The 12,201-nt window shown below is 71.9% G+C and carries 5 protein-coding genes and 1 pseudogene; 3 read left to right on the forward strand and 3 right to left on the reverse strand.

Features of this window, described 5'->3' with window-relative positions; all coding sequences use genetic code 11:
- Positions 1-42 precede the first annotated feature (42 nt).
- On the forward strand, positions 43-1,197 hold the full coding sequence (gene dusB, locus OHS71_RS27370) for a tRNA dihydrouridine synthase DusB (RefSeq protein WP_328481983.1): 1,155 nt from the start codon (positions 43-45) through the stop codon (positions 1,195-1,197).
- Positions 1,198-1,296: 99 nt separating this feature from the next.
- On the opposite strand, the gene OHS71_RS27375 is transcribed toward dusB, so the two are convergent.
- From OHS71_RS27375 to OHS71_RS27385, 3 genes and pseudogenes are all read right to left on the reverse strand, one after another.
- Positions 1,297-3,426 carry a CDP-alcohol phosphatidyltransferase gene (locus OHS71_RS27375; protein WP_443047062.1) on the reverse strand — a complete coding sequence of 710 codons (2,130 nt, stop codon included), beginning with the start codon at positions 3,424-3,426 and terminating at the stop codon, positions 1,297-1,299.
- 269 nt (positions 3,427-3,695) lie between these two features.
- Positions 3,696-5,645: an amylo-alpha-1,6-glucosidase gene (locus tag OHS71_RS27380; RefSeq protein WP_328481984.1), complete on the reverse strand. Its 1,950-nt coding sequence runs from the start codon at positions 5,643-5,645 to the stop codon at positions 3,696-3,698.
- 299 nt (positions 5,646-5,944) lie between these two features.
- Positions 5,945-7,621 (reverse strand): annotated as a pseudogene (locus tag OHS71_RS27385) (MGH1-like glycoside hydrolase domain-containing protein); the annotation flags it as partial.
- Between the two features lie 120 nt (positions 7,622-7,741).
- Between OHS71_RS27385 and OHS71_RS27390 the strand changes: the two are divergent.
- The gene (locus OHS71_RS27390; protein ID WP_328481985.1) at positions 7,742-8,938 is read left to right on the forward strand and encodes an ROK family protein; all 1,197 of its coding nucleotides are present in this window, start codon (positions 7,742-7,744) and stop codon (positions 8,936-8,938) included.
- Positions 8,939-9,430: 492 nt separating this feature from the next.
- Positions 9,431-12,178 carry a pyruvate, phosphate dikinase gene (ppdK, locus tag OHS71_RS27395; RefSeq protein ID WP_398148872.1) on the forward strand — a complete coding sequence of 916 codons (2,748 nt, stop codon included), beginning with the start codon at positions 9,431-9,433 and terminating at the stop codon, positions 12,176-12,178.
- Positions 12,179-12,201 lie beyond the last annotated feature (23 nt).

The raw sequence follows: 12,201 nt of genomic DNA on the forward strand, positions 1-12,201 counted from the left end.
ACGTGAGGCCGGGCATGCCGCCCGATGCGTGACAATGGGTGGATGCCCACGACCGCGCCCACGCAGAACACGACTCTCCGGATCGGCCCGCACACCGTCACCCCGCCGGTCGTCCTGGCCCCCATGGCCGGGATCACCAACGCGCCCTTCCGCACCCTTTGCAGGGAGTTCAGTGGCGGCAAGGGCCTGTTCGTGAGCGAGATGATCACGACCCGGGCGCTGGTCGAACGCAACGAGAAGACCATGCAGCTGATCCACTTCGACGCGACCGAGAAGCCGCGCTCGATCCAGCTGTACGGAGTCGACCCGGCCACCGTCGGCAAGGCCGTCCGCATGATCGCGGAAGAGGGCCTCGCCGACCACATCGACCTCAACTTCGGCTGCCCGGTCCCCAAGGTGACCCGCAAGGGCGGCGGCTCCGCGCTCCCCTACAAGCGCCACCTGCTGCGGGCCATCCTGCGGGAGGCGGTGAGCGGGGCCGGCGACCTCCCGGTGACCATGAAGATGCGCAAGGGCATCGACGACGACCACATCACCTACCTCGACGCGGGCCGCATCGCCGTCGAGGAGGGCGTCACCGCGATCGCGCTGCACGGACGCACCGCCGCCCAGCACTACGGCGGCACCGCCGACTGGGAGGCGATCGCCCGGCTGAAGGAACACGTCCCGGAGATCCCCGTCCTCGGCAACGGCGACATCTGGTCGGCCGGGGACGCGCTGCGCATGGTGCGCGAGACGGGCTGCGACGGCGTGGTCGTCGGCCGCGGCTGCCTCGGCCGCCCCTGGCTGTTCGCCGACCTCGTGGCCGCCTTCGAGGGCCGGCACGAGGACATCGCCCGCCCGTCCCTGCGCGAGGTCGCCGACGTCATGGTCCGGCACGCCACCCTGCTCGGCGAGTGGATCGGCGACGAGCCGCGCGGGGTCATCGACTTCCGCAAACACGTCGCCTGGTACCTCAAGGGCTTCGCGGTCGGCTCCGAGATGCGCAAGCGGCTGGCCATCACCTCCTCGCTCGCCGAACTCCGTGCCGGACTCGACGAGCTGGACCTCGACCAGCCCTGGCCCACCGGCGCCGACGGTCCCCGCGGCCGCACGTCCGGCAACAACAGGGTCGTCCTGCCGGACGGCTGGCTGAAGGACCCGTACGACTGCGCGGGCATCAGCGAGGACGCGGAACTGGACACCTCCGGCGGCTGAGGTCCGGACCGCCGGGCCCCGGCCGCCGGACGGCCCGGCCGCCGGGTACCCCGGTCGTCGCGTGCCCGCCGGTCCGGTGGTGGTCCGCAGGTCCGGTGGTCAGCCCTTCGACGGGTGGGGGGTCGAGCCGTATGCCGTCAGGAACTTGTCGCGGAACGAGCTCATCTTCCACACCGGTGCGTTGTGGGCCGGCTTCAGGCCGTCCGTCCAGTTCCAGGCGGCGATCTTGTCGAGGACCTTCGGGTCCTTGGCGACGATCGAGACCGGCACGTCCCGGCTGGCGTGGTTGCCGCTGACCCGGGAGATGGGCTGGTGGTCGCCGAGGAAGACCAGGACGGTGTCCTCGGTGCCGTAGCGCTCCAGCCACTGGGTGAGAGCGGTCACCGAGTACTGGATGGACTTGCCGTACTCCGTCTTGGACCTGGCCGAGTCGGCGATCACGTCGGCCGCCTTCTCACCGGCCGCCTGGATGCCGTCGAAGACCGAGCCGTCGCCGACCTCGTCCCAGCCGACCATCTTCGGGATCGGCGCCCAGGGCTGGTGACTGGAGGTCAGGATGACCTCCGACATCAGCGGCTTGTCACGGTCGGTGCGGCCGTGCTCCAGCCGCTGGAACGCCTCCAGCGCGTACTGGTCGGGCATGGGCGACCAGCTGAACTTCGGCCCCTGGTAACCCATCTGGAAGGCGTTGTAGACCTTGTCCAGACCGTAGAACTTCGCCTCGGGCCACCCCTTCTGCACGCCCGGCATGATGCCGACCGTGTCCCAGGCGCCGGTCTTCTGGAAGGCCTTGGTCAGGGACAGGTGGTCGCTGGCCATGACGGTGCGGTAGCGCTGCTGGGTGCTCACCCACAGGCCGGACAGGGTGGTGGAGTGGCCGAGCCAGCTGCTGCCGCCGTACGTCGCGGAAGTCAGCCAGCCGCTCTTCGCGCTGAACCCGGCCTTCGCCAGCGCCTGGGTGCTGCTGTCGAGGGTCCGGTCGACGCCCGGCGCCATGCCCGCGTCCTCGATGGCACTGCGGCCGTAGCTCTCGATGAAGGTGAAGATGACGTCCTTGCCGCGCAGGTCCGGCACGAGCTGGTCTGCCGGGGTGGCCCCGAAGGTGTCGTAGCGGGCCTCCTTCCCGAACGCGGCCTCGTCCTTGACGGTGTCCCGCACCCGCTTGGCCTCGGCGGCGAGCGTGTTCACGACCCGGTCGGAGGCGACCGGCAGCCCGGCGTACTGAAGACCCAGGACGGAGCAGGTGATCCAGGCGGTCCCGGCTATCAGCGTGCCCCGGGTCGCCTGCCGGGTGTCGCGCACCAGCAGGCCGCTCAGCCGGACCGTCGCCAGCGCCATCACGACCATGATCAGCACGACGAGCAGGGCGAGCCCGATCGACGCGGCGAGCGCGACGGCCCCGCCCAGCGAGTCCGCCACGTACGACTGCGCGTCGCTCAGCAGCGACCAGTCCAGGACGAGGTTGAAGTCGCGGCCCAGGTACTCCATGAACTGCATGTCCATCACGTTCAACACGGTCAGCGCGCCGAGGGCCGCGCCGGCCAGCGCCGCCAGTGCCACCCGGGGCCGGCGCGGCAGCGCCAGCAGCACGGCCGCGCCGATGATCGCCTCACCCGGCAGCCGTACGAATCCGCTGACATGGAGCGAGAAGAGACGGTTCGGCAGCAGCAGCGCGCCGAGCACGAGCACCAGGGAGAGGACGGTCGCCGTCCACCACACCACGCGCGCGGCCCCTGGATACCGGCTCCGCCAGTCCCGCCAGTACGCGATCCGCGCGCGGAACCCACGAGCCGCGGACCCACCGCCTCCACTCGGGCTGCCCGAACCGTCCTCGCCCGGCCCGTGCGAACCGTCCGCACCCGGCCCACCCGCGCTCGGCCCGTCCGAACCGTCCTCGTTCGGCCCACCCGCGCTCTCCGGCGTCGGGCCGTCGTCGGAGGAGGGCTCGGCGGTGGGGGAGTCGGCCGAGCGGTTGTCGGCTGAGCGGCTGTCGGCCCTCGGGGCTTCGGCTGACGGGGTGCCTGCCGTCGGGGCCGGTGCCGACGACTTGTCTGCCGTGACGGTCTCCGCCGTCGCGGTCTCTGCTGCCGGGGTCTCCGCCGTCGCGGTCTCGGCCGGTCGGCTGTCGCCGGAAGGGGACTCCGGCGTCGGGGCCTGCGCCTCCGGGGTCTCGGACGACGGGTCTCCCGCCGACGGGGTCTGCGGTTGCGCGGTCGCCGCGGTCGTCACGGTGTCGTCCTCGGGGTCTTTCGGTGCAGGCGGCTGGGATGAGCGAGTGGAGACAGGCACCCGAGGGTCCTTCCGTACGAAGCCCGGCGGTTCGGCGGATCCGACGTGGGACGGATCCGCCACAGTTTCGTACGGCCTGCCCCCGGCCCGCGTTCAGCCCCCCTCGGCCAGCGCTCGGCAAACACCACGCAAACGCCGCGCCAAGCAGCCCGGCCAGGGCCCGGCCGAGGCCCGACCAGGGCCGGACCGGGGTCGGACCGGGAGATCGGTCACGCGCCCCCGACCGCCGTGAGCAGCGCCAGCGGGGCCGCCGCCGAACGGGACTCCCGTACACACGCGTGTGGGTACGGTACCGGCTCGGCATGGGTGTCGCGGCCGTAGCCCGCGAGGACCTCGGGGAGACGGTGACCCGTCGCGGTCGCCGCGGCGACCAGCCCGTGGGCGACCGTACGGGCCTCGTCGTGCAGACCGTAGCGGGCGAGGCCCAGCGTGATCAGCGCGTTGTCGTGCGGCCAGACCGAACCCCGGTGGTAGGAGAGCGGGTGGTACGCCGGCTGTCCGGACGCCAGCGTGCGCACGCCCCACCCGGAGAAGAAGTCCGGTTCGAGCAGGCGCCGGCCGACGATCTCCCCGTACTCCTTGTCCAGCAGACCCGACCAGAGGAGATGGCCCGCGTCCGAGGCGAGCGCGTCGACCTGGCGGCCCTCCCCGTCCAGCGCGAGCGCAGGGAAGGAACGGTCCCGCATCCAGAAGTCCCGCTGGAACCGGTCCCGCAGGTCGGCGGCGGCCTGTTCCAGCAGCGCCGCGTACTTCTCGTCCTCCCACACCGTGCGCGCCAGCCACGCCGTGCGGCGCAGCGCGTCGTACGCGTAGCCCTGGGCCCCCGCCGCCAGCACCGCGCCCGTCGGGCGGGTGCCGTCCGCGGAGCAGATGGCGCCGGGGGAGTCCTTCCAGTTCTGGTTGGCCAGTCCGCCCTGGTCGGCCCGGTACACCAGGTAGCCGCGGGAGGTGAGCCCGCCGTGGTCCAGCATCCAGCCGATCGCCGCGCGGGCGTTCGGCTCCAGCCGGCGCGCCAGTGCCGCGTCACCGGTCTGCTCGACGTACGCGCCGAGGACGACGAGGAACAGCGGGGTCGCGTCGACCGAACCGTAGTAGCGGCCGTACGGGACCTGGCCGAAGTGGGCGAGTTCGCCGTGCCGCATCTCGTGCACGATCTTGCCGGGCTGGGCCACCGACTCCGGGCCGGTCTCGGTGGCCTGGGCCGCGGCGAGCGCGAGGAGCGTGGCGGCGGCCGGGCCGGGTCGGTAGGGGAGGGCGAAGAGCGAGGTGAGCAGGGCGTCGCGGCCCAGCAGGGTCAGGAACCAGGGGGCGCCCGCCGCCGGGACGCGCAGCTCCTCGCCGTCCGGACCGGTCGCCTGGACCTGGAGCGAGGCCAGGTCCGCGAGCCCGCGCGCACAGGCGGCCGCGAGCTCCGGCCAGCCGGTCGGGAAGGCCACCCCCTCCACGAACGCGCCTTCCTGCGCGAGGAGTTGGCCGGTCACGGAGGCCGGGGAACGGGGCACCCGCAGGGCCCGCTTCTCGCCGTGCGGCCGGGCCATCACCCGCAGGGTCAGCTCGGCGGAGTCGTGCGGCTCGAGCTCCAGCCGCCACACCAGGCGGCGGGCGCCGGTGCCGGTCTCCTCGACGCCGTCCGGCACGGGCTCGGCCGTCACCGTCGTGCAGGACGTCCACTCGCCGCGCCGGTAGGTGAACTCGACCCCGTCGTCCAGGACCTGGCGGCGGCGGACCACCCCGGTCTTCGCGTACGTCCGGTGGTCCGAGCGCAGTTCGAACTGGTCGGTGAAGTCGGCGTCCGCGGTGACCGCGAGACGGACCGTCGTCGGCACCGGGCGGTTGCTGACCACCCGCAGCGACTCGACGAACGAGCTGTCCCCGACGGCCTGTTCACGGAAGAGCGTGCAGGAAGGCGGCTCGTTGCGGCCGCCGCGCGGGACGAGTACGCACCGGGTGGTGTCCCCGTCCGCGACCGGCGAGAGCACCTCTGGCACCGCGCCGTCGACCGTCAGCTGCCAGCGGCTGAGATGCCGGGCGTCCCGGACGAACAGCCCTTCGGGGGAGCCTGCGGCCGCCCCGGGACCCCGTACCCCACTGATGTCCCCGCGGTCGCCCACGGCCGCGAACGTCCCGCCGTACACGAGCAGATGATGCCGTTCCGTCATCCCCGGTCCCCTCCCTTGAGAGCCGTGATTTCCGCGCTGTCCGTGCTGTCCGTGCTGTCCGTGGTCCTTGGTCCCGAAGTCGCGGCACCCGCACTCGGGTACGTGACTGCTGTGCTTGAAGTCGCTTCACTCGCACCCTGGTTTGCAACCGCTACGCCTGAAGTGGTGGCACCGGCACCCGGGTTCGGGGCCGCTGTCCCTGAAGTCGGTCCACCCGCAGCCGTGTTCGTGACTACCGGGCCCGGGGTGAGGGCACGCGTCGCTGCGGGCGTGACCGCCGTCCCCGACGTGGTGTCGTCGTGCAGCAGGTCGAGCGTGAGTGCGGCGGTCCAGCTGAAGCCGGTCGCGCCGCATGCCTCACCGGTGTAGGGGTCGACGTACTCCGCGAAGTCCGAGCTGTCCGCGATCTCCAGGACGGCCCGCCGCAGCGCGTCCGCGCCGGCCTGCTCGCCGTGCTGCCTGAGGCCCCGCTCGAGCAGCCAGCTCGTGTTGAACCACGCCGGGCCGCGCCAGTAGCGGTGGGGGTCGAACTCCTCGCCGAGCAGGTCGTAGCTGGGTGCCAGGCGGGTGGCTCCGCCCAGGCCGAAGTGCGGGCCGCGCAGGGTCCGTACGAGACCGGCGGCCACCTCGCGCGGCAGGCCCGGCAGAAGAAGGGGGACGAGACCCGAGACGCCGCGCTCGCGGATGAGCGCACCGGCGGGAGGGCGCCCACCCGGCTCCGGAGGCCCACCGCGCAGGCCCCGGCTCCGGTCCGCCTCCCCACCGCGCTGATCCCGACCCGGGTCCGGGTCTCCGCCGCGCAGATCCCGGCAGAAGAACATGCCCTCCGCCGGGTCCCACAGCCGCTCGACGAGCGCCGCCGTCAGCCGCTCCGCGCGCGCGTGGCGGGCCGTGCCGGCCGCGCCCAGTTCGTGCGCGATGCGCGCGAGGGCGTGCTCGGAGGCGATGAGCAGCGCGTTGAAGGAGGGGTCCTCGACGGCGAACTCGCCGCCCCCGACGCCGTGCCCCGAGCCCTCGTGAACCCTGCCGCCGTGCCCTCCGGCCCGGTGATCCCCGACGCCGCGCCCGCCGGCCGCGGCCCCGTGATTCCCGGCGCGTCCGCCGTCCGCGTATCCACCGTCCCGGTACTCCGTGGCCAGCCGCACGTACCGCCCGTAGTCCAGGTCCGTCGGACGGTCCTCGGGCGCCCCGTGGTCGAGGTCGGCGCGCCGGAAGGAGCGGGCGGGGGCCGGGGTGACGCGGGCGAGCGGAGTGTCCCAGCTCGGCGCGTTGTCCATGCCCTGCTCCCACGGATGGACGACGGACACCAGCCCGCCGCCGCCCAGGTCGCGCCGGTGCAGCAGATAGCGGTGCCAGGCGGCCAGCCGGGGGTACATCCGGGCGAGGAAACCGCGGGCGCGCGAGAGTCCCGGATCGGCGCGGTGCACCAGCCAGACCGCGAGCGCGTGCACCGGTGGCTGCACGATGCCGGAGGTCTGTACGGTGCGCGGGGCGCCCGCAGCGCGCCCCGCGGTCGAGGAGCGCCAGAAGTCGGGGCTCGGGAAGTACGCGTCGAGCGGCACGGAGGGGTTGAACACGATGTGCGGGATGCGTCCGTCGCCCCATTGGGCGTCCAGGAGCGTCTCCAGCTCCGTCTGCGCGCGGTGCGGCGAGACGTGTCGCAGCCCGATGGCGATGAACGCCGAGTCCCAGGACCACTGGTGCGGGTACAGGCCGGGTGAGGGGACGGTCGACGTCCCCGTCCAGTTGCCCGCCAGCACGTCCGCCGCCCTGCGCCGCAGAGCCCCGGCCCGGGGCGCGCGGTGCGAAGCGCCGGTGTGCGGGGCCCCGGAGTGCGGGGCCCCGGGGCGCGCGGAGGCGTGGTCCGCGGTCGCGTGGTGTCGCGTCGCGTGGTGCGGCGGGCCCGGCGGGGTAGCCGGATCGTATGCAACGGCGTACTCCGCCGGGCGGGCGACGAGCTGGGCAGTGCGATCCACTCGGGGCTCCCCGAAGACGACAGGGCCGACTGGTTCGGCAGCGGCTACCGTAGGGTTACGTCTATTTAACACGCAAAACTCAATATGTAATGCAGGCTTGAGAAACACAAGGGGGTGCGCATGACGGGACGAGGCCAGGGCAGTGCCGGCGATCTGCTCGAACTGGTGCGCACGGGGCGGGCGACGACACGTGGTGCCCTCCAGCAGGCCACCGGCCTCTCCCGCGCCACCGTCGGCCAGCGTCTGGACCGTCTCTTCCGCGCCGGCTGGCTGCGCGAGGGCGCCGGCGGCCCGGTCGACTCCCCGCTGGGCGGCCGGCCCTCGATCACCCTGGAGTTCGACGACGCCCACGCCGTCGTCCTGGCGGCGGACCTGGACACCCGGCACGCGCGCGCGGCCGTGCTGACGCTGACCGGCGAGATCCTCGCCGAGCACGGCGGCACGCTGGTCGTCGAGGACGGCCCGGACGCGGTGCTCGGTGAGCTGGGCGGCTGGTTCGCGGAACTGCTGGAGAAGGCGGGGCACCGGCCGGACGAGGTGTGCGGCATCGGCCTCGCCGTCCCCGGCCCGGTCGACAGCGAGACCGGCCGGGTCGTCCAGCCGCCGATCATGCCCGGCTGGGACGGCTACGACATACGGGGCCGTCTCGCGAGAGCGTTCACCGAACGCACCGGGGCATCCGCCCTCCCCGTCCTCGTCGACAACGACGCCAATCTCATGGCGTACGGCGAACAGCGCACCGGACACCCCGACTGCTCGGCGTTCGTACTGGTCAAGGTGTCGACCGGGATCGGCGCGGGGGTCGTCGTCGGCGGCTCGATCTTCCGCGGCGTCGACGGCGGGGCCGGCGACATCGGACACATCCGGGTGGGCGCGGAGGCGCTGTGCCGGTGCGGGTCCTACGGCTGTCTCGCGGCGGTCGCCAGCGGTGGCGCCGTGGCGCGAAGGCTGGCGGAGTCGGGTGTTCCGGCGTCCTCGGGCTCAGATGTGCGCGACCTGCTCGCCTCCGGTCACCCGGAGGCCGCCGCGCTGGCCCGTGAGGCGGGCCGCCGGGTCGGGGACGTGCTGGCGACCGTGGTGACGCTGCTCAACCCCGGGGTCCTGATGATCGCCGGAGATCTGGCCGGAACCGCCTTCCTCACGGGTGTGAGGGAGCTGCTGTACCAGCGTGCGCTGCCCCGTTCCACGGCCCGTCTGGACGTCGTGACCTCGCGGCTGGGGGAGCGGGCGGGCCTGGTGGGCGCGGGTGCGCTGGTCGTGGAGCACCTGTACGCGCCGGAACGGGCGGAGGAGCGGTTGCTGGCGCTCGGGGTGTGAGGGACGCTCGTGGGAACGGGACGTCGGGACGCTCGCGGGACGAACGTCGGGACGCTCGTGTGACGGGCAGGTTTCTGCTCCTGTGCGGCTCCGCGAGCGCGTCCGCATCGTGAAACCGGGGCGCCCACGCAGGCGTGGTCGCAGCGTGATTCTCGCCACCTCTGAGGGGGGAGATGCTCAGATGAGCGGATCAAGAGCGAGTGCACTTCTCCAAGGCCTGGCACTCAGTGCCATCCCTTGATCGTTCATCGATCGAAATCAACCGTGCCTCGTTATGCTCATGTGAGCGTCATATGAGGCGCGTAAGAGGTGTGTTCGTTCAAGAAGTGAAAACATCGAAGCCCGTGTGCTTGCCAAGCCTTGACTTTCGATCCGCTGGCGGACGGCTGGTTACGGGCACATGACGCGCGAGTGGACGTACCCAGGAGCCTTTGATCTGGGTATGTTCCTGGCCGTCAGGGCAGCCACCGCGTCCTCGAGGAGTCGAGACCCGTGTCGGAAAACAAAGATCTCCACGTAGCCGAGCAGGCCGGGACCGTTGAGGGCGTGAAGTTCGTCTACGACTTCACCGAGGGCAACAAGGACCTCAAGGACCTCCTCGGCGGCAAGGGCGCGAACCTCGCCGAGATGACCAACCTGGGCCTTCCGGTCCCTCCGGGCTTCACGATCACCACCGACGCCTGCAAGGTCTACCTCGACAGCGGCGACGAGCCCGCGGCACTGCGTGACGAGGTGAGTGCGCACCTCGACGCGCTGGAGCAGCGCATGGGCAAGAAGCTCGGCCAGGCCGACGACCCCCTGCTGGTCTCCGTCCGCTCGGGCGCCAAGTTCTCGATGCCCGGAATGATGGACACGGTCCTCAACATCGGCCTCTCCGACAAGTCCGTCCAGGGTCTCGCCAAGCAGGCCGGCGACGACCGCTTCGCCTGGGACTCCTACCGCCGCCTCATCCAGATGTTCGGCAAGACCGTCCTCGGCGTCGACGGCGACCTCTTCGAGGACGCGCTGGAGGACGCCAAGACGGCCAAGAAGGTCACGGTCGACACCGAGCTGGAGGCCGCGGATCTCAAGAAGCTGGTGACCCGCTTCAAGAAGATCGTCAAGACCGAGGCCGGCCGCGACTTCCCGCAGGACCCGCGCGAACAGATGGACCTCGCCATCCACGCGGTCTTCGACTCCTGGAACACCGACCGCGCGAAGCTCTACCGCCGCCAGGAGCGCATCCCCGGCGACCTGGGCACGGCCGTCAACGTCTGCTCGATGGTCTTCGGCAACCTGGGCCCCGACTCCGGCACGGGCGTGGCGTTCACCCGCGACCCCGCCTCCGGCCACCAGGGCGTGTACGGCGACTACCTCCAGAACGCCCAGGGCGAGGACGTGGTGGCGGGCATCCGCAACACCGTCCCGCTCGCCGAGCTGGAGTCGATCGACAAGAAGTCGTACGACCAGCTGATGCAGATCATGGAGACGCTGGAGAACCACTACAAGGACCTCTGCGACATCGAGTTCACCATCGAGCGCGGTCAGCTGTGGATGCTCCAGACCCGGGTCGGCAAGCGCACGGCCGGCGCGGCCTTCCGCATCGCCACCCAGCTCGTCGACCAGGGCCTGATCGACGAGGCCGAGGCGCTCCAGCGGGTCACCGGCGCCCAGCTCGCCCAGCTGATGTTCCCCCGCTTCGACGAGGAGGCGAAGGTCCAGCAGGTCGGCCGGGGCATCGCGGCGTCGCCGGGCGCGGCGGTCGGCAAGGCGGTCTTCGACTCGTACACCGCGGTGAAGTGGTCCCGCTCCGGCGAGAAGGTCATCCTGGTCCGCCGCGAGACCAACCCCGACGACCTGGACGGCATGATCGCGGCCGAGGGCATCCTGACCTCGCGCGGCGGCAAGACGTCCCACGCGGCCGTGGTCGCCCGCGGCATGGGCAAAACCTGCGTCTGCGGCGCCGAGGAACTCGAGGTCGACACCAAGCGCCGCCGGATGACGGTCCCCGGTGGACACGTCGTCGAGGAGGGCGACCTGATCTCCATCGACGGGTCGAGCGGCAAGGTGTACCTCGGCGAGGTGCCCGTCGTCCCCTCCCCGGTGGTGGAGTACTTCGAGGGCCGGATGCACGCGGGCGCCAACGACGCCGACGAGCTGGTCGAAGCCGTGCACCGGATCATGGCGTTCGCCGACCGCAAACGCCGCCTGTGGGTGCGCGCCAACGCGGACAACGCCGAGGACGCGATGCGCGCCCGCCGCTTCGGCGCCCAGGGCATCGGCCTGTGCCGCACGGAGCACATGTTCCTCGGCGACCGTCGTGAGCTGGTCGAACGCCTGATCCTCGCGGACACCGAGGACGAGCGCGAAGAGTCGCTGAAGGCGCTCCTGCCGCTCCAGAAGCAGGACTTCGTGGAGCTGTTCTCCGCGATGGACGGCCTCCCCGTCACGGTCCGGCTCCTGGACCCGCCCCTGCACGAGTTCCTCCCCGACATCACCGAACTGTCGGTCCGCGTGGCCCTGGCGGAGTCCCGCCAGGAACCCCACGAGAACGAACTCCGGCTCCTCCAGGCCGTCCACCGCCTGCACGAGCAGAACCCGATGCTGGGCCTGCGAGGCGTACGCCTCGGCCTCGTGATCCCCGGCCTGTTCACCATGCAGGTACGCGCGATCGCCGAAGCCGCCGCCGAACGCAAGGCAGCGAAGGGCGACCCGCGCGCGGAGATCATGATCCCGCTCGTCGGCACAGTCCAGGAGCTGGAGATCGTCCGCGAGGAGGCCGACGCGGTCATCGCCGAGGTCGAGGCGGCGACGGGCGTCCAGCTGAAGCTCTCCATCGGCACGATGATCGAGCTGCCGCGCGCCGCACTGACCGCCGGTCAGATCGCCGAGGCGGCACAGTTCTTCTCCTTCGGCACGAACGACCTCACCCAGACGGTGTGGGGCTTCAGCCGCGACGACGTGGAGGCCTCCTTCTTCACGGCCTACCTGGAGAAGGGCATCTTCGGCGTCTCCCCGTTCGAGACCATCGACCGGGACGGCGTGGGCTCCCTGGTCAAACTGGCGGTCGAGGCCGGCCGCGCGACCCGCCCCGACCTGAAGCTCGGCGTCTGCGGCGAACACGGCGGCGACCCCGAGTCCGTCCACTTCTTCCACGAGGTCGGACTCGACTACGTCTCCTGCTCCCCGTTCCGGATCCCGGTCGCGCGACTGGAAGCGGGCCGAGCGGCTTCACAGTCGACGGGCAGCGACCACCGCTGACCCCCCGATAACCCCGGAGCCGC

The sequence above is a fragment of the Streptomyces sp. NBC_00377 genome (assembly GCF_036075115.1).
Classification (GTDB): domain Bacteria; phylum Actinomycetota; class Actinomycetes; order Streptomycetales; family Streptomycetaceae; genus Streptomyces.